Source organism: Gammaproteobacteria bacterium (assembly GCA_022450155.1).
Classification (GTDB): Bacteria; Pseudomonadota; Gammaproteobacteria; order Arenicellales; family UBA868; genus REDSEA-S09-B13.
Window position 1 is genome coordinate 57,800 of the sequence record JAKUQR010000004.1, and the last position, 18,684, is coordinate 76,483.

17 protein-coding genes are annotated in these 18,684 nt (G+C 53.2%); 2 read left to right on the forward strand and 15 right to left on the reverse strand.

Features of this window, described 5'->3' with window-relative positions:
• Positions 1-18: 18 nt before the first annotated feature.
• From MK323_02975 to MK323_02990, 4 genes are all read right to left on the reverse strand, one after another.
• Positions 19-447 carry a 6,7-dimethyl-8-ribityllumazine synthase gene (locus MK323_02975; GenBank protein ID MCH2481123.1) on the reverse strand — a complete coding sequence of 143 codons (429 nt, stop codon included), beginning with the start codon at positions 445-447 and terminating at the stop codon, positions 19-21.
• A gap of 98 nt (positions 448-545) precedes the next feature.
• Complete coding sequence (gene glnE / locus MK323_02980; protein MCH2481124.1) at positions 546-3,425, reverse strand: bifunctional [glutamate--ammonia ligase]-adenylyl-L-tyrosine phosphorylase/[glutamate--ammonia-ligase] adenylyltransferase; 2,880 nt, start codon at positions 3,423-3,425, stop codon at positions 546-548.
• A 51-nt stretch (positions 3,426-3,476) separates the two neighbouring features.
• Positions 3,477-4,727: an FAD-dependent oxidoreductase gene (locus MK323_02985; GenBank protein MCH2481125.1), complete on the reverse strand. Its 1,251-nt coding sequence runs from the start codon at positions 4,725-4,727 to the stop codon at positions 3,477-3,479.
• Positions 4,724-5,665: a proline racemase family protein gene (locus tag MK323_02990; GenBank protein ID MCH2481126.1), complete on the reverse strand. Its 942-nt coding sequence runs from the start codon at positions 5,663-5,665 to the stop codon at positions 4,724-4,726. Before MK323_02990 ends, MK323_02985 begins: the two co-directional genes overlap by 4 nt.
• Positions 5,666-5,822: 157 nt before the next feature.
• Between MK323_02990 and aroE the strand changes: the two genes are divergently transcribed.
• Positions 5,823-6,668, forward strand: coding sequence for a shikimate dehydrogenase (gene aroE / locus MK323_02995; GenBank protein MCH2481127.1), 846 nt, complete (start codon positions 5,823-5,825; stop codon positions 6,666-6,668).
• 84 nt (positions 6,669-6,752) lie between these two features.
• Here aroE and hemH read toward each other — a convergent pair whose 3' ends face one another.
• Positions 6,753-7,769 (reverse strand): ferrochelatase, encoded by a 1,017-nt coding sequence (hemH, locus tag MK323_03000; protein MCH2481128.1) that lies wholly within the window; start codon positions 7,767-7,769, stop codon positions 6,753-6,755.
• Between the two features lie 346 nt (positions 7,770-8,115).
• Between hemH and MK323_03005 the strand changes: the two genes are divergently transcribed.
• A complete protein-coding gene (locus MK323_03005; protein MCH2481129.1) occupies positions 8,116-8,610 on the forward strand; it encodes a hypothetical protein in 495 nt (164 codons plus the stop codon).
• A gap of 631 nt (positions 8,611-9,241) precedes the next feature.
• On the opposite strand, the gene waaA is transcribed toward MK323_03005, so the two are convergent.
• The 10 genes from waaA to prmA all read right to left on the reverse strand — a co-directional run bounded on the left by waaA (position 9,242) and on the right by prmA (position 18,670).
• A complete protein-coding gene (gene waaA / locus MK323_03010) occupies positions 9,242-10,519 on the reverse strand; it encodes a lipid IV(A) 3-deoxy-D-manno-octulosonic acid transferase (GenBank protein MCH2481130.1) in 1,278 nt (425 codons plus the stop codon).
• Positions 10,520-10,543: 24 nt separating this feature from the next.
• Positions 10,544-11,467 (reverse strand): oxygen-dependent coproporphyrinogen oxidase, encoded by a 924-nt coding sequence (hemF, locus tag MK323_03015; GenBank protein MCH2481131.1) that lies wholly within the window; start codon positions 11,465-11,467, stop codon positions 10,544-10,546.
• A gap of 29 nt (positions 11,468-11,496) precedes the next feature.
• A complete protein-coding gene (locus MK323_03020; GenBank protein ID MCH2481132.1) occupies positions 11,497-12,060 on the reverse strand; it encodes a Sua5/YciO/YrdC/YwlC family protein in 564 nt (187 codons plus the stop codon).
• Entirely contained in the window at positions 12,038-12,568 is a 531-nt protein-coding gene (gene purE, locus MK323_03025; GenBank protein MCH2481133.1) for a 5-(carboxyamino)imidazole ribonucleotide mutase, read from the reverse strand. Before purE ends, MK323_03020 begins: the two co-directional genes overlap by 23 nt.
• Before the next feature lie 11 nt (positions 12,569-12,579).
• Complete coding sequence (gene purD, locus MK323_03030; GenBank protein MCH2481134.1) at positions 12,580-13,878, reverse strand: phosphoribosylamine--glycine ligase; 1,299 nt, start codon at positions 13,876-13,878, stop codon at positions 12,580-12,582.
• A 5-nt stretch (positions 13,879-13,883) separates the two neighbouring features.
• Complete coding sequence (purH, locus tag MK323_03035; protein MCH2481135.1) at positions 13,884-15,452, reverse strand: bifunctional phosphoribosylaminoimidazolecarboxamide formyltransferase/IMP cyclohydrolase; 1,569 nt, start codon at positions 15,450-15,452, stop codon at positions 13,884-13,886.
• A 61-nt stretch (positions 15,453-15,513) separates the two neighbouring features.
• Positions 15,514-15,759 carry a DNA-binding transcriptional regulator Fis gene (gene fis / locus MK323_03040; GenBank protein ID MCH2481136.1) on the reverse strand — a complete coding sequence of 82 codons (246 nt, stop codon included), beginning with the start codon at positions 15,757-15,759 and terminating at the stop codon, positions 15,514-15,516.
• A 14-nt stretch (positions 15,760-15,773) separates the two neighbouring features.
• The gene (dusB, locus tag MK323_03045) at positions 15,774-16,757 is read right to left on the reverse strand and encodes a tRNA dihydrouridine synthase DusB (protein ID MCH2481137.1); all 984 of its coding nucleotides are present in this window, start codon (positions 16,755-16,757) and stop codon (positions 15,774-15,776) included.
• 22 nt (positions 16,758-16,779) lie between these two features.
• Positions 16,780-17,778, reverse strand: a complete 999-nt coding sequence (locus MK323_03050) for a zinc-ribbon and DUF3426 domain-containing protein (protein ID MCH2481138.1) — start codon at positions 17,776-17,778, stop codon at positions 16,780-16,782.
• 13 nt (positions 17,779-17,791) lie between these two features.
• Entirely contained in the window at positions 17,792-18,670 is an 879-nt protein-coding gene (prmA, locus tag MK323_03055; protein MCH2481139.1) for a 50S ribosomal protein L11 methyltransferase, read from the reverse strand.
• Positions 18,671-18,684 lie beyond the last annotated feature (14 nt).

An 18,684-nucleotide genomic window follows, 5' to 3' on the forward strand; every position in this document is an offset into this window, starting at 1 on the left:
CAACCAGTGATGTTCTGTCTAGATCGGGATATTTTCCGTTTCCCGAAGCATCGAGCTGACTGCGAGCACAGCATCTCGCGCATAAGGCTCAAGCCGGGGTTGAATCTGCTCCGCTGTGATTTCGGGCCCCAATATACCGACTCCAATCGGTTTCATCGTTTCCAACTGAAGGTCGATGATCGACTTGATCACGGCTTGCGCCATGACGAGACCGTGCCCAGTTTCACCGCGTTCAATAATACCCAGTGTCACAGCACCCACAATATCAGCCCGCTTTAACGCCTTTTTCAGTGCAAGCGGTTTTTCCATTGAGCCGGGGACCCAGACTGGTTCGTCCAGCTGCAGTCCTACACTTATCGCGGTGTCGCGCGCCTGGGCCAGCATGATTTCTCCATAGGCTCGGTGAAAAGATCCAATGATGACGGCAATGGTGGGTCCTTTGTGCATAACTGTGGAGCAGCGTGTGCAGGGCTAATTGAGAGGATAATTCTACCGCATGGTAGTCAGAGTACGGGCCGAATGGAGCGTGCGGGATTTTTTTTGGTTCAGTCGACAGACAAATGTTGCTGCCAGAGCGATGTGATTCTGTTGCGTTCCGTGACCAGCTGGTCCTGGTCGATCAGTGGAGGCATCTCCTGGAGCTTGAGCCGGTTTTCTGTGGTCAGGTAGAGCGTAAGGATTTCCAATAGGGAAGACCCGGCGTCCGCATCAATCAGGCCTGAGTCGAGCAATGCCTTGATGATGGAATAGCTGTCTCGATTCACCACGAGTTGGGGGTAATCCCGGGCCCAGTTTAGGACCCAGTACTGGACCAGGAATTCTATGTCGACCAACCCGCCTCGATCCAGTTTCAGATCGTACTGGCTTATTGTGCTGCGGCAGTTGGCGGCGATGGTTTGATCACGCATGTTGGCAATCGTTTGGGCGAGCGTAGTTGGTTCGCGAAACGTCAGCAGAATATCTTCCCGGATTGCTTCAAACCGCTCTTCCAATGCCGCATCTCCACAGATCATCCGGGCCCGAACGAGTGCCTGGTGTTCCCAGGTCCAGGCGCTGTCCTGCAGATACTGTGCATAGGCATCCAATGGTGTAACGACCGTACCGGATCGCCCGTCAGGCCTAAGACGCAGGTCAATCTCATAGAGATTTCCGGCCGGGGTTCGCACCGTGAGAATGTGGACCAGTCGTTGTACCAGCCGACTAAGTCGGTAGCGACGTTCTGCGGCCGCTGATGCACTTATCGAAGACGGCTGGTCATAGACGAATATGATGTCCAGATCGGAGTTGTATCCCAACTCACCACTGCCGAGCTTCCCATACGCAACAATTCCCAGTTCGGTTGTGTCTATGTCCAGTAGCGACGGTATTAGAGTATTGCGCGCGCTATCTAACGCCTGTTCAACGAGTGCTTCTGCTAACGCAGATAGTGCTCGGGACACGTCGCGTACACTGAGTAGCCCGGCAATATCGGCGGCACCGACACGAAGGTTATAACCCCAGCGGTATTCGCGCAGCAGGTCCATGTCTCGTTCGAGATCTGTACTGTTGACATCGCCCAGTTTTCTGGCGATGTCCTGTGTAATAGTCGACCGTTTTTCAACCTCAAAATTTGTGATCGGATCCAGTAGTTCGTCCAGGATAACCGGGTGTTGCCCGATCCAGTTGCTGATGGAACTTGATGCCGTCGTGAGTTCTACCAGCTGCCTGAGCGCGAGAGGATTTTCGGCCAGCAGTGAGAGATAAGCGGAGCGTCGGCCGATTGTTTCGATAACCGACAATAGTCGGGTGAGCGTGACTTCCGGTTCGCTGGACTGCCCACATTCCTCGAGGACAAGCGGCAACAGTCGATCGAAGCGTTCACGGCCTTCTCGCGAATAAGCGAGATAAAAACGGCTTGTGCGAACGTTTTTCAGCAACTGGTAAATGCGGTCGGATTCCCTAAAGCCCGCCGCAGCCAACTTTTTGCCCGCTGCGTCGGCCGGCAGTACACCCTGCCAGATATCGGCAAGATAGGTCGACTCTGTAGCGTCGAGGTCTGCAACAGGCGTGAATATGTCAACAAATATCTGATGGACGCCTTCGGTTACCTGGTTGAGCCGAGAAAGAAGATGACTTTCAGACTCGAAGTTCATGGCTGTGGCGATGCGTCGTTTCTCCACGGAACCCGTTGGGATACGATGAGTCTGTTGATCGTCCAAGACCTGGAGACGGTGTTCGAGCCGGCGTAGAAAATCATAGGCCGAGCACAGTTGTTCAACACATTGGTGGTCTACAATGCCCAACGATTCGAGAGCAGTCAGCGCCAACCAGATACTGGCTGTCTGGAGCGTCTGATGACGACCACCGTAGATGATCTGATGGCTCTGCACGACAAACTCGATTTCCCGTATACCCCCTCGACCTAACTTGATGTGGTCGGACATATCCTGGTATTGAAGCTCCCGCTCAATCAGTGCTTTCATCGAACGGATCGCTTCAATGGCGCCGAAGTCCAGGTACTTGCGGTATACGAAGGGCCTGAGTGTCTCGAGTAACTGGTTACCCCCGAGTCGATCCCCGGCAACAGGCCTGGCCTTGATCAAGGCGTAACGTTCCCAGTCCCGGCCGTGTGTCAGGTAATAGTGATCCATCGCGTCGTAAGACAGTACGAGCGGGCCGCTGTCGCCATTGGGACGTAACCGCATGTCGGTGCGGTAGACGATGCCGTCTGCTGTGGGTTCCTCCAGGATAGCGATCAGGATCTGACCCAGTTTGACAAAGAATTCCTGATTGCTTATTTTGCTGGGACCGAGAGTTTCGCCTGGTTCAGCATAGGCAAATATAAGATCAACGTCAGAAGACAGGTTCAGTTCCCTGCCGCCGAGTTTGCCAAGCCCAAACACCGTCAACCGTATGGGGAGGCCACTGTCATCCCCTATAGGTTGTCCGTAGCGATCTGCAACTTCGCGGTGAGCACAGGCCAGCGCTATTTCGATGATGGCATCGGCGAGTTCCGACAGCGTGGCAACTACTTCTTCCAGTGTTGCCCACCCTGCGAGATCGCGCCAGCCAATTCGCGCGACTTCGCGCTGTCTTAAGCGACGCAGTTCTGCTGCCAGCTCGGCACGATGAACTATCCGTCTCCCGATCTCTTGCACAATGGCTGTTAGCTCACCCGGGTGCCGCGGCTGTTCAACGCCCGACGGACCACAGAATGTTTGAAGCAGTCCCGGTTCACGAGACAAAACGCGGGCGATAAAGTCACTGCAGGCGACGATTCGGGCCAATGCCTGCACGGCCTGTTGACTTGAACCGGCTGTATTGATTTGGCCCGCCAGGTTTTCAGGGCGGTCCAGTAGGCTTTCCAGGCGTGACAGCACTAGAGGCCGAAGGGCGGGCGGCAGGCCAACAACACTATCTTTGGCAATGTCTTTGGCTGTTGTCATCAATTCAGAGGTATGGACCTACACATTAATACCGAGGGTCTTTTTGTGGACTCAGGACTGTAGACGATAGGCGCTCGGGTCAACAGAAGGGACCTGTTCATCGATCATCTGTGCAATCATCTGACCGGTGCCGGTTGCCATCGACATGCCCAGCATATTGTGCCCGGCGGCGACATAGACATTGGACGCGATAGGACAACGACCAATACAGGGCAACCCGTTTGGCGTCATCGAGCGCCATCCAACCCAGGTTTCCTCGATCATATCGGCACAGGTTTCTTTAAGATATTCATTGGCACCGGTTTGAAGCAGCGCCACTCGACGTGGGTCGATTCGCCGGTTGTAACCCGAAAATTCAAGTATCGATCCCAGACGGTAACCACTTTTCCAGGGTGTTGCGACGACGCCGTGATCAACGAGGTTAAGTGGATAGTTCGGACAACGCTTGGGTCGGGGCATGGTCAGTGAGTAGCCCTTGGCCGGTTGAATCGGCGGTGACCAGCCAAGCTGGCCGGAAAGCTGTGGGGTGAATGCGCCGGTCGCAAAAACAAAATGGTCTGCCGCGATTTCGCCCCGTGTCGTGCGAGCAGCGATGGGCCGACCATCGTTAAACACGAGCTCTTGTAACGCTGTGTTTTCCAGTATCTTGACATCTCGTTCGACCAAAGAATCTCGCCAACTTTGAAGCAGGCGATCCGGCCTGAGATGAGCGTCTCCAGGAAAATGCCAGGCGCCGGCCAACCCGGGGCGCAGCGCAGGTTCCAACGCCGTCATGTTTTCGCCAAGATAAGCCTTTGCGGCAACGCCGTATTCGGTCTGCAAGAGTTTGACTGTGCTGGAAAACGAGGCGAACGTCTTGGGCAGCTTACACACATAAAGTGTCCCCGTGGTTTCCCAGTCACAACCTAACCCGTATTCCTTCATTAACTCGTCATAGAGCCGTCTAGATTGCTGCAACAGACCAAGTGCTGCGTGACCTGTCTTAATCATCAGATCTTCACGACAATGACCGGCAAATCTGAATAGCCAGCGCCATAGATCAAAATCTATGCGGGGCGCTACAAAAAAGGGTGAGCGTCGCCGAAAAAACGAACCCAACGCCTGTCCAACCACACCGGGTTCTGCCAGGGGTAAAAGGTGACTCGGACAGATCACGCCACAGTTACCGTGCGATGCCTCACCACCGATTCGGCCCCGGTCTATCAGTGAGACGGTATAACCCACTGCCTCGAGGTAATGTGCACAGGCTGTGCCAATAACGCCTCCGCCTATCACCAGAACGTGTTTTGCGTGATGGCTCATCCGGTTATACCCATACAGAAAGGATCCCCCGGATCTAGAATCAAAGTAGATTCGGCATTGACATGCGCACTGCCAGTAATCTCGGGTATTACCCGGTCTTGGTGCCACTGTCCCTCTGCTTCGAAGACACTGCCGACGATGCTTTGCTGGCGCCAGATCGTTCCTGGTGCGAGTTTGCCATCGGCCATCAAGCAAGCCAGTTTGGCGCTGGTACCCGTACCACAAGGAGATCGGTCGTAGGCACCGCCCGGGCAGAGTACAAAATTGCGACTGTCCGCTGGCTCATCTGCCGGACCAAACAGTTCGATATGGTCGATCTCTCCGCCATCGTCTCCAGTGATCCCATCGCGGATCAGCGCCGCGCGGATCTGGTTGGCGATTTCACTGAGGCGCGGGATATGGTCAACCGTGACCTGTTGCTGTGGGTCTTGCGCGAGAAAGAACCAGTTCCCGCCCCAGGCAATGTCACCATAAATGGTGTCGCCACCAGCAAGTTCGAGTTTGACGCACTGTCTGTAACGATAGCTTGGAACGTTCGTGACAGTAACTCGGTTGTTTTCGTGAAGGCGGATGCTGACATCGCCAACCGGTGTTTCGATCAGATGGTTACCGAGAGCGATTCTGCCCAGGTGATGTAACGTGACTGCCAGACCAATGGTGCCGTGACCACACATGTTGAGTACACCCACATTGTTGAAAAAGACGATTCCGGCGGTTGTCTCCGTTCGGGTTGGTTCACACAGAATACCACCAATCCAAACGTCGCTGCCGCGGGGTTCGTTGACAATTGCGGATCGAAATTCGTCATATTTATCTCGGAATATTTTCCGCCGACTGGCCATGTCACCTTTGCCGAGATCCGGCCCTCCCGAGACCACAATTCTTGTGGGCTCACCACCTGTGTGGGAGTCAATTACGTTGACGTGCTGTAATTTCATCTTTAGGGTCACCTGCTGCTGAGGAGTTTCCGGCATGACGCATACCGATGGTATGGAATACACTCGATGGAAGCCGAGATGAGATTATGCGGTCAGGCTACCCGCAGTGTCAGTACTGTTTCGATGGTACGCACATTCAGGATAACCACACAGCGTAATGAAAGATTTGTTTGACCTCGGAGCAAAAAAACGCCGGTTCGGTGTGGTGGGGCACCCGGTAGAACACAGTAAATCTCCCCCGATTCACCGACTTTTTGCGCAGCAGTGCGGGCTCGAACTCGAATACATGGCGATTCAGCTTGACCGGGGTGGTTTCGTTCAGGGCGTACACAACCTGCAGGCAGGCGGTGTGTGCGGTCTCAACGTGACCCTTCCGTTCAAGGAAGAAGCTCGCCAGTTGTGTGATCATGTGAGTGATCGCGCTGAGGTCGCCGCTGCGGTAAACACGCTCTGCTTTAGAAACGAGGGGGATATTTATGGTGATAACACCGATGGTGTCGGCCTAGTAACAGATGTCGAGGAAAACCTAGGACTGCGATTGCGCGGCCGAACACTGCTGCTTCTGGGTGCGGGTGGAGCAGCGCGGGGTGTGCTCCAGCCTCTGCTCGAGGCCGGCCCTCAGCAGCTAGTGATTGCAAATCGTACCGCGGAGAAAGCCCGCCAACTGGCGTTCGCGTTTGCAGGTTACGGTCCGGTCGAGGCAGTGGGGCTGGATCGTCTTTCAGGCTGTCATTATGACCTGGTGGTCAATGCCACTTCTGCGAGTCTTTCCGGCGAGATGCCACCGTTACCTGATGTGTTGTTTGCAGCTAATGCTCTGGCCTACGACATGATGTATGGTGATGAGCCCACGGTATTTATGCAGTGGGCCGAGGGCCACGGGGCGGGGCAAGTCAGCGATGGTTTGGGTATGCTGGTGGAACAGGCAGCGGCATCGTTTTATCTCTGGAACGAAATCAAGCCCCAGACCGAGGAAGTCATCCGCTTGGTGCGACAGATGTGACGGCGATATTTTTCGGCGCCTGGTTAGAGCCTCCTCAATGAGTAGGTCCAGTAGTCGGCGGTTTAATATAAGAAGGCGCAGGGATCAAAGCCATCCGGCCAACGCCTGTTCCACGATAATTCCCAGCGCCAGGATATGGTCTTGGCGATCGTTGAGACAGGGAATGTAATGGAATGTTTCACCACCTGAACGTAGGAATACTTCCCGATTCTGGATTTCGATTTCCTCGAGTGTTTCAAGACAGTCTGCAGAAAAACCCGGACAGATCACGTTGACACTACGAACGCCTTGGTTTGCGAGCTGTTCCAGACTTTTATCGGTGTACGGTTGAAGCCAGGCTGCGCGGCCGAAACGTGACTGAAAGGTTACCCGCCAGTCGCCTCGAGACAGCTTGAGTTTTTCAGCAAGCGCTGTGGCGGTGGCGAAGCACTGTTGGGCATAGGGATCGCCGGCCTGCCGCAAGCGCTCTGGTGTGCCGTGGAAAGAAATCAGTAAATGTTCAGCCCTACCCTGTTCCGCCCAGTGCTCAGAGATCGACGCCGCCAGCGCATTGAGGTAACCCTCATTGAGGTGATAGTCACGAACGATATGCAGCGCTGGAAGATTTCTCCAGCTTTTTACAACGTTGGCTACTGCATCGTAGATCGATGCGGTAGTGGAAGACGAATACTGTGGGTAAAGTGGCAGAATCAGGATCTGTTCTGTGCCCCGTTCAGCCAGACTTTGCAGTGCGGAAACAATTGACGGGTTGCCATAACGCATACCCAGCTCAACATTCACTGGGAGCTCGATTTTTTGTCGAAGATAGTCCGAGATGAGGTTGGTTTGCCGTCTCGCAATAGTCAGAAGAGGCGACCCCGTCGGTGACCAGATCTTTTTGTAGGCGGTGGCACTGAGTCGCGGTCGAAACCTGAGAATAATGCCGTGCAGTATTGGGCACCAGATCATCCGGTGTAGTTCTACCACACGATGATCGTGCAGAAACTGAGTTAAAAACCGGCGTACGGCGGGTGAATCTGGAGCATCAGGTGTTCCCAGGTTAGCGAGAATGACGCCTATGCTGCGGTTGCGATCAGAGTCAATCCCAGTTTGGTAGCGCATCCGGTCACACTCCTAGAATTGATTGTTTTTACTCGGCCGGTTGACACGGCAACGACTCACGCTGCAATAGTCTAAATCGTACGATGACAGTTGTACGCTACTTAAGGCTCGTTTGCAGTGTGTGTCAATGTATATCAATGGATATCGCCTCCCCTCACTGAAGATGGTGTTAACGGGATTTTATATGTGATCGTTCATTGTCGAGTCAGGCTCCAATCGAGTGTGAGATCTGATGAAATCGAAGCCCAATAACGATCGCGCCACGCTATCATGTTATAACAGGGCCTAATGAATCTGTGGTTATTCCGGTGACTTAATTCGGAACCATAGACCCAGGAGTTAGATTATGCACTGGTTCGTGCTTGGGATTATCGGGCTTACGCTGGTCGTATCAGCAAGTCGTTATCCTCGACTGGCGTTTACTTTGCTGGTTGTACTTCTCGCACTCGCAGCTATCACCTTCCAGTTGAATTCGAAAAATGACGAACGTTCCGACTCGCTGATATCTGATTCAGAGGTCGAACTATCACAGGTGACCATGACTTCAGGTTACGCGGGTAGTTACGACATGGAAGGCTTTCTGCGCAATGACTCGCTAGTTTCTTCTATAGTCGAAGTTGTCGTACAGATTGAGATGCTGGATTGCCCAGCTCAGAGCAAAACAGATCGGGTTAACTGTAACAAACTGGGGTCGGTGACGGCCAGGATCACTACGGATGTACCCCCCGGTGAGGCCCAGCAGTTCAACACCAACCTGTCATTTCCCGCATCCCAAGTTTCGGGTTATATCACCTGGGATTATCAGATCTCACAGGTCATCGGACGGCCACACCAGCGTTAGTCACCTGCATTGATTACAGTCGACCGTTTGCCCAGCAGGCGAGAAAAGGACCCCAGCAAACAAAAGAGGCGACGGCCGGAGCCATCGCCTCTGTCAAGTTAGGAACGTCTGCCTAACGGTTATTTAGCGTCACTGTTACGCGTTCTTAGCGCCGCTTTTTCTTAGTTACTTTTTTCTTAGTTACCTTTTTCTTAGTTACTTTTTTCTTAGTTACTTTTTTCTTGGATGCTGCTCGTTTCTTCGTGGCTTTTTTCTTTGCCGCCATATTTAATTTCCTCTGCTAGGGTTGATGTGAGATGAGCTTCTGACTGCCAGCTGTTGACCGGAACGATATGTTTTCAACTATAACGTTAAAGGTCTCTTTTAATATGTCAAGATCGTTTTACCGTTAATCAATTCGTTCTGGCAAACGCGGAGTAACAAAACACAGTTGCTCCTAAAGCGCGAACTATAGTCAGGCAAAAACAAATGTCAAGCGATAGTAACTTCAACTAAATGCGGTGCAACCAATGTTAGGGTATGTTCATGCGTGCGCGAAGTCGTTTTATTTATTCTTACTGAGCAGTAATCAGCATTTGTTTTATCAAAAAACATCTCGAAAGTATTGCGTGTTGTCGTTGAAAAACCACCGTTAGTTTAGATAAGGCAAAACAAGTTTTAGTGTACTGTCAGTGGCACCGGTGTTTTCAGATACCATCCGTATACCGTTTTCGCCGGTTGTTGCGCGAAGATTGGCATCGCGCAGCAAAGAGCACACCTGCGCTTTAAGCGTTTCAGGGCCATCAATCTGAAACCCAGCCTGACGAGCTAGCGTGAGCTGGCTGATCTCGAAAAAATTACGCATATAAGGCCCAAATATAACGGGCACACCCACTGCGCAAGGTTCTAGAATATTGTGACCACCGATACCTTTTATACGGATCAGACTTCCCCCGACGATAGCAATGTCGGCAGCAGCATAAAGCATGGCAAGTTCACCCATAGTATCCGCAATCTGAACAGATACAGAGTCTGGGATTGGGCCGTGCTGCTGGCTACGTCGCACCACGGTGAATCCGGATCGAACGGTCAGCCGGGCGACTTGGTCAAAACGTTCCGGATGCCGGGGTGCCAAGACCAGTAGCGTCTGTGGAAACTGCTCAGACAGGTCCTTGAGCAGGCCCAAAAGCAGTGATTCTTCACCATCGTGAGTACTGCCGCAGACGATCACAGAACGGTCGCGTCCCCAATCCCGCCGCACAGCTTCTGCGACCTCTCGCAGGCTGGGCGGCAAATGGGTCTCAAATTTCATGCTGCCGGTTCGGGTTACTCTATTCGGGGAGATACCCAGATCAATCAGGCGTTGACGGTCACCATCGGATTGGACACCGAATTCAGATACCTTGGCCAAAGCCGGCCCGACTACCGGCAAAATACGCGCATAGCCTCGGCGTGACTTTTCTGACATGCGGACATTCGCCATTACGACTTTCGTTCCCATGCGGTGGCACTGAGAAATTATGTTTGGCCAGATTTCCGTCTCCATCAGAATCAGAATGTCGGGTGATGTTCTTTGTAGAAAGTGGGTTACGGCAAACGGATAATCATATGGTGCATAGCAGTGGGTTACTTGTTGATCGAACGTTGAGCGTACCCTTTCCGATCCAGTAGGGGTCATCGTTGTGACCAAAATTCGGCAGTCAGGCCGAGCGTTGAGCAGATTGCTAATAAGCGGAGTGGCTGCATTGACTTCCCCAACTGACACTGCATGAATCCAGACATTGAACCGGTCTGGGTAATGCGGGCCGTACCCAAATCGCTCTGCCCAACGGTAGTGGTAGGCAGAGCTGTAGAATCCCTTGACGACCAGTCGCAGCAGTACGACAGGCAGCAGCAACCAAAGCAGCAGGGTATAAAGACTTCGAGCCAATGGTTTTAGTTGTTCTCGATCAGTTCATGATTCATCTTCGAGCCAGTTTCTGGGTCGAAGGAATTGAAGGTAAAGCGCTTCTTCAGCAGAACCCGGGGTTGGTTGCCAGTTGTATCTCCAGGATACTTCGGGCGGCAGCGACATTAAAATAGATTCCGTACGACCACCACTTTGTAAACCGAACAATGTGCCGCGATCGTAGACTAGATTGAATTCCACATATCGACCTCGCCGATAGCGCTGAAACTCGCGTTCATTTGTGCCGTAGGGGGTCGCACACCGGCGCTTTACAATTGGGAGATAAGCTGTGAGAAAATGTTCGCCGATACTGCGAGTTACTCCGAAGGCATTTTCAAAGCCACCTTCATTGAAATCGTCAAAAAACAGTCCACCAATGCCGCGCTGTTCTCCGCGGTGTTTCAGAACAAAATATTCGTCACACCACTTTTTCATTCGGGGATAGAGATCCTCACCAAAAGGCCTTAAGGCCTCCCGTGCAGTGCGATGCCAGTGAACAGCATCTTCTTCAAATCCGTAGTAGGGAGTGAGGTCGAAACCTCCGCCAAACCACCAGGTCGTATCATTCTCACCGGTGGATGCTTTGAAAAAACGAACATTCATATGGGCTGTTGGAACGTAGGGATTTAGTGGGTGAATCACCAAGGAGACGCCCATGGCTTCATATTTGCAACCTGCCAGGGTAGGTCTATGGGCTGTTGCTTCCGATGGCAGTCGGTCTCCCCTAACGTGGGAGAAGTTAACACCTGCTTGCTCAAAAAGCGCTCCCTGACACAGAATTCGAGTTCGACCACCACCATCATCATTGTGGCGGGTCCAGGTGTCTTCTGTGAATAACGCCTTACCGTCGGTGCGTTCGAGTGTCGAGCAGATCTGATCCTGCAAATTTCTCAAAAATTCGCGAACCTCCTCGTCAGTAGAAGTGGTCATAGCTGGTGTCTACTTCAAAAACCCAGGTTTCAGTTTCCGCCGCGGACAAGCTGGCCAGTACGGGCATCGCGGATCTCGCTCGGTGAAGTCGCCCGCCCTACCGGGCCATCAATTATCCAATCTATGCGATCACCAAATTCAAACCGGACTTGTCTGGCGGTACGCAGCGGTGGCTGGTTCTTTCTGTTTGCACTGGTGGATACAATCGCAGACCGACTTTGTCGACACAGTGCCAATGCCAGTGGATGGTCGATGAGACGTACTGCCAGGGTATCGTGTTGACCGCGCAGCCAACGGGGGGTAGCGGTTAAAGCGGGCAGTAACCAGGTGTGTGGTCCAGGCCAGTTGGCGAGTGGTGTAATGAGTGAACTGCCGACGGAAAAATCAATAAGTCGTCTCAGCCGGCGGACATCGTCTGTGATCACGATCAGCCCCTTGGCCCAACTCCGGTGCTTCAGTGTCAGTATCCGTCGGACGGCAGTTTCATTGAGCGGGTCGCAGCCCAGCCCGAAACAGTATTCAGTCGGGTAGGCGATTATCCCGCCTGCCGTACAAACTTCGACTGCTTTTTCAATCTGACTCCAAATGGACATTTTGTTTATCCAGGCTTGTTTGCAACTTGCGATCTTTATCTCGAACGAGCTGGGCGTTTGCTTTACGCTCGGTTTTAAGTCTTTCAGTCAGTTCGGGGTCACCGATTGCAAGTATCTGTGCGGACAGATAAGCCGCATTTTTTGCCCCTGCTTTGCCGATGGCAACACAAGCGACCGGTATTCCACCAGGCATTTGGACAGTAGACAGCAATGCATCATGCCCGTTGAGTGGTCCAGCGTCCATGGGGATCCCGATGACAGGTTTTAGTGTCAGGGCAGCAACCGTTCCAGCAAGATGCGCTGCCAGACCCGCGGCTGCAACAAATACGGCGCAGCCCCTTTCCTCAGCATCAAACACATAACGACGGGTGTCATCGGGCGTACGGTGGGCGGACGTAATCTTTACTTCAAAAGGTATTGCCAGGGCGTTCAAGGTGTCAAGAGTAGTTTGTACGGTTGAGAGGTCCGAATCGGATCCCATCAAGACTGAGATAAATTTGTTACTCACATGAATACTCCCTACTTATGTTCGGCCCTTTCGCGGGCTAGTGCACGGTGGCCAATATCGCCACGCCAGAAAGCACCTGGCCAGTGTATCGTCTTTATTGCGCTATAGACCGATTCGCGGGCCGATTCAATATCAGAACCAAGCGCTGTTACGCACAGTACGCGACCGCCGCTGGTGAGTACCTGCGCGTCGCGATCATGGGTACCCGCATGAAAGACCTTGGCAGTGTCTGCCGCAGACCTATCGAGGCCGTCGATGGGCAGACCGATGTCGTAGCGGTCCGGATATCCGGCCGATGCCATCACTACGCCCAGAGAACAGCGCTTGTCCCAGCTGACCTCGATGTCTGCAATATGACCATCGAGCGCCGCGTCGCACAGTGTTACAAGATCCGAATTCAGTCGCATCAGAATCGGCTGGGTTTCAGGGTCACCGAGGCGGCAGTTAAATTCAAGCACCCGTGGTACGTTATCCTCACCGATCATCAGACCAGCATAGAGGAAACCGGTGTAAGGAATTCCTTCGCTAGCCAGGCCATTGACGGTCGGTTCTATGACCTGCTTGAGAATGCGCTGATTGAGTGACGTGTCAACGATTGGTGCGGGTGAATAAGCCCCCATACCCCCGGTGTTGGGTCCCTGATCACCATCATCTCGAGCCTTGTGGTCCTGGGAGGTTGCCAGAGGCAGCACCTCTTTACCGGAGACAAGACAGATATAGCTGACTTCCTCTCCGCTCAGGAATTGCTCGACGACAACCTGGTTGCCTGCTGCACCAAAGCGCCGCTCTTCCAAAATTTGCTTAATAGCTTGCTTTGCTTCCTTGAGTTTGTGAGTGATGATGACACCTTTACCAGCGGCCAAACCGTCTGCTTTGATGACAAAAGGCGGTTCATTTGAATCAAGCCAGGCGAAAGCTTTTATTGACTCGGTGAAAACTTGGTGTTTGGCGGTTGGTATGTTGTGGCGCTGTAGAAAATCCTTGGCGAAAGATTTAGACCCTTCAAGCTGGGCAGCTTTTTTGCTAGGTCCCAGACAGCGCAGCCCTTTTTCCGTAAAACGATCAACGATACCCTCTACGAGCGGCCCTTCGGGACCAATGACGGTGAGATTAACCCGTTCAAGTTGGGCAAATTCACACAGCTGATCCATATCGTCAGCCGCTATAGCGATGTTTTCTACGCCGTCTTCTTGCGCCGTGCCCGCATTGCCCGGGGCAACAAACACTGTGTTTATACGGTCGGATTGTGCAAGCTTCCAGGCCAGTGCATGTTCCCTACCCCCACCACCGACTACCAGTGCTTTTGCCATCGATTTCAATGCCGAAAGTGACGCATGCCTGTGAATACCATCGCAAGTCCGTGCTCGTCCGCAGCTGCAATGACTTCGTCGTCGCGGATCGAGCCACCGGGTTCGATAACGGCACTGATTCCGGCTGCCGCGGCTGAGTCAATACCATCCCTGAATGGGAAAAAAGCGTCTGATGCCATGACGGCACCCGCTGGGTCCAGATTCTCATCCGCTGCTTTGATGCCGGCTATTTTGGCTGAATAAACACGGCTCATCTGCCCGGCACCGATTCCAATCGTTCGTTGTTCAGCGGCGTAGACGATCGCATTTGACTTGACGAATTTGGCCACTGTCCAGGCAAAACGCAGGTCGCGAAATTGTTCGGGAGTCGGTTCGCGTCGGGTCACGACCTTGAGGTCGTCGGCTGATACCTGTCCTTGATCTTGTTCTTGAACCAGAAGACCGCCGCCAACACGTTTGAAGTGGAGCTGTTCAAAGGCTTCGCTTGCGATGATGTCTGTCAGCAAGACGCGTATGCCCGTTTTGGTTGCGAGCACTTCAGCCGCCTGTTCGCTTTGGGTAGGCGCGATGATGACTTCCACGAACTGTCGGTCGAGGATGTTTTGGGCGGTATAGGCGTCGAGTTCTCGGTTGAACGCAATAATGCCACCAAAAGCGGAGGTGGGGTCAGTCGCGTAAGCCCCCTGATAAGCATCGAGTAAGGTATCGGCGCAGGCGACACCACAGGGGTTGGCATGTTTGACGATGACACAGGTGGGTGCATCAAAAGCCGCCACACACTCAAGTGCTGCGTCGGCATCTGCGACATTATTGAAAGACAGTGGTTTACCTTGGGTCTGATGGGCGGTTGCTAAAGTGCCGGGGGCGGGTGCTGCTTCCCGATAAAAGGCCGCAATTTGGTGGGGATTTTCACCGTAGCGCAGGGTGCTGGCTTTCTGGAACTGTAGGGTTAGTGTACGCGGCAATCCTTTTTTTTCACCGCTAACGCTCAGGTAATTGGATATCAATCCATCGTAGCGAGCGGTGTGACTGAAAGCGTCTGCTGCCAAGCGTTTTCGGGTTGCCGTTGAGACGCCACCACTGGTTCTGAGCTCTTCAAGAATGCAGTCGTAGTCATTGCTGTTGACCACCACCGTAACATCTGCATGATTCTTGGCCGCAGCGCGCAGCAGCGCCGGCCCGCCAATGTCGATATTTTCTATTGCCTGCTCGGTGGTGCAGTCCGGTTGTGCAATTGTTTGTTCAAACGGATAGAGGTTAACAGCCACAAGATCTATAGGCAGTATCCCTGCTTTTGACATGTCGCCGTCATCGGTACCGCGGCGAGCCAGAATGCCGCCGTGTATTTTCGGATGCAAGGTCTTTACACGCCCAGCCATCATTTCGGGAAAACCTGTGTGATCAGAAACTTCGACAACATCGATGTTGTATTCCTGCAGTAATCGGGCCGTACCACCGGTTGAGAGGATGTCAATCTGGAGCTCCCGGAGCTTACGCGCAAAGGCCACTACACCTGATTTGTCCGAGACGCTGATGAGCGCACGTTTTACGGGCGTAAAGCGTTCCGTTGCCATAGTGTTTGATCCAAGGTCAAAGTCGCGGCGGTAATAACCCAGCGCAGCAGTACAGCAGAGTTCATCTGATCAATTGGTAAAGCTTGAGTTTCTTGCGTAAAGTGTTGCGGTTGATGCCCAGAATTTCGGCTGCGCGAGACTGATTTCCGTTGGTTTCCTGCATAACGACTTCAAGCAGAGGGCGTTCGACTTCCCGCAGAACCATATCGTAAACCGAGGCCGGCTGTTCACCATTCAACTCCCTGAAATAACGTTCTATGGAGTGCTTGACGTGGTGGTTAAGCGGTTTGCCTTCAGAAGTATCCACGTGCTGAGTGATCTCTACCCCTCCGGGCCAATCAAATGGTGCCTGACAAACTCGACCTGTTCATCAGGTCTGCCGATCAGATTAAAGCGTCTGCGAAACACTTGGGCGTTTCCCATTGCCGAGGTGTACCACGACACATGTTTACGGGCGATACGGACACCTTTGACGTTTCCATAGAGCAAGTACAACTCGCTCAGGTGTCTCAGAAGGGTATCACGTTTACTGACTGGATGGGGGTCTCCCGGATCGATTCCACTGTTTAAATAGCTGGCAATACGACCGAACAACCAGGGCTGTCCCTGCGCTGCCCTGCCAATCATGATCCCATCAGCTTGGGTAAATTCCAGCACCCGCTTCGCTTTTTGTGGTGAATCGATGTCACCGTTTGCGATGACGGGGATCCCTACTTCCCGTTTTATTTGCTTGATGGTCTGATATTCGACTGGACCATGAAATCTGCACTGGCGGGTACGGCCGTGTACTGACAGCGCGCTTACACCCGCCGATTCTGCGATCTTCGCGATACGAACCCCGTTGCGGTGATCCGGGTCCCACCCGGTTCGAATCTTTAGCGTGACCGGCACATCGACTGCTGAAACCACAGCGTCCAAGATTTGACCCACCAGTTTTTCATGCCGTAACAGAGCCGAGCCGACCCGGCGATTGCACACTTTCTTGGATGGACAGCCCATGTTGATGTCGATGATATTGGCGCCACGATCTACGTTGAACCTTGCAGCTTCAGCCATCTGTAACGGGTCCGCGCCGAGCAGCTGAACACTGATGGGGCCTGTTTCACCGCCGTGCTCAGTTCGGCGCAAACTCTCGGACGAGTGGCGAAGTGCGGGGTTTGCACTGACCATTTCACTGACAGCCAGAGCAGCACCGTGGATGCGGGCGAGACGACGGTATGGTCGATCACTCACGCCGGCCATGGGTGCAGCCAATACGCTGCCCCGCAGCTCGACCTGGCCGATTTGGATACAGGAACCCGTCATCGATGTGGTACTGAAAATAGGCTTAACTACTGACGATTCTAGCCTCGAAACCTACGGCATTATCTTCGGGCTGGGCCAGGTTTACGACCACGGTCACATCGGCCCCAGGCGGCACTTTCTTGTCGAGGTCGTCTATTGTGAGAATCGATTCGGGTGAATATGTACGACGACCGACAATACGGCCATTTCGGTCGCTTAGTGCCAGTTCAATCGCAGGGTAGGATCGGTGTTGTGTGCTGCGGTTAAGCAGGTGAACTTCAACGATCACAGCACCGGGTATGTCCGGATGTAGATCAACCTTGGTCTCGATCACGCGGAATACAGGACCTGACAGCGGCAGCGGTACGCTGCAACCCATGTTCTTGCAGACTTGAACCAAATAGGGTCGGGCAGCTGGAATAGCTGTGAGTTGGTCGAATAACACGTAGCGTGTCTGTAGAAACAATGCCAAAACCGCCACCACTGATGCTATAAACCAGATCAGGCTTCTGGACGTCGCTGGTGCTTGATGTTCAGTCCGCAACTGACTACGGCTGAGAGCTGGTGTGTCAGTTGATGTGCTGTCGCGGACGCTATCACTCAGACTGAGCCTAGGCTCAGTTCGATAGGTTGTTGAACGGGAATCCGGCACTTTCTGATTTCCAGTTGGGCCGAACCCTCGCTCCCTGCGAAGTGCCCGGTTTATCTCGTCCAGACCTTCTGTTTCAGTGGCCGGCAATTGCAGATCCCCGAGTTGTTCCGTCGTCAGATCGAACAACCGCGGTCGCGGGTCGACTTTGGATCGGTCAAATTCAGGAATTCGGTCAGTTGAAACACGGGTAGTTAATCGATTTTGTAACGACCGGGCTTGTGTCGGGTTTGCAATCTGTTCTACCAGGTTCCATGCTGCGTTGAATACCGTATCGCACTCGCCGCATTGAACAAGACCCGCCCCGGCAGCCAGGGTGTCCGCCGTCACCGGTAGGATGCTCTTGCAACCGCTACAGCGAGTTTCGAGCAAAGCCTGTTCGTCATACGTCATGTTTGATGGGCCTTCATGCTGTGCGCGCACCGATAAGCAAAATCCATTCGTCTGCCGGCACGGTATCAAAAGTATAGCCCGGACCGAATGCCGAACATACTGTTTCAGCCTGAGCCCCTAGAACCCCGCTGAGCAACACGATTCCATCTGCCGCGAGCAGTGAATTCAGCCGTGGTGCCAGTTCGATTAGCGTGTGAGACAGTATGTTGGCGATAACGATATCAAAGATCATCGGGCTCACGATCTGTTCAGGTGTCTTTACCGCCAGCTGGTCACCGATTCCGTTGTTCTGGGCATTTCCCCGAGTGGTGATCAAGGCCTTAGGGTCAATATCTGTGGCTGTTGCTCGCGAAGCACCCAACTTCAACGCCGCTACAGCCAGAATCCCCGATCCGCAGCCCCAATCAAGCACCGTGCGCTCAGTGAGATCAAATTTGGCTAATTGCCTGAGACACAGCGCAGTCGTTGGATGTGTGCCGGTCCCAAAAGCCAAACCTGGGTCAATAATGATATTGACAGCGCTAGGGACGGGCGGTTGACACCAGCTCGGACAGATCCACAGATCACCCTCGACATTGAACGGCTTGAATTGATCGCGGCTAACTTGTTCCCAGTTACGGTTCGCCAAGATTTCGCAGTTGATCCCGGTGTGTCCGCCACTGACGTCATAAAGGTAATTGCAGATAGTCTTTTGGTCGGCGTCTGGCGGGAAAAGACCGCTTACTTTTTCTGTTGACCAGCCCTGAAAATTGGATGATGCAGTGTCGAAACGCGCGCTGCCGCCGGCATGCTGCCGTGATACTGCCACAGCACCGAGGCCGTCCATTGCTTCGGTGATCCGCTGAACGGCGGGTTGTTCAACGGTAATACTGATTTGCAGCCAATAATCCACAGGAGACAGAACGC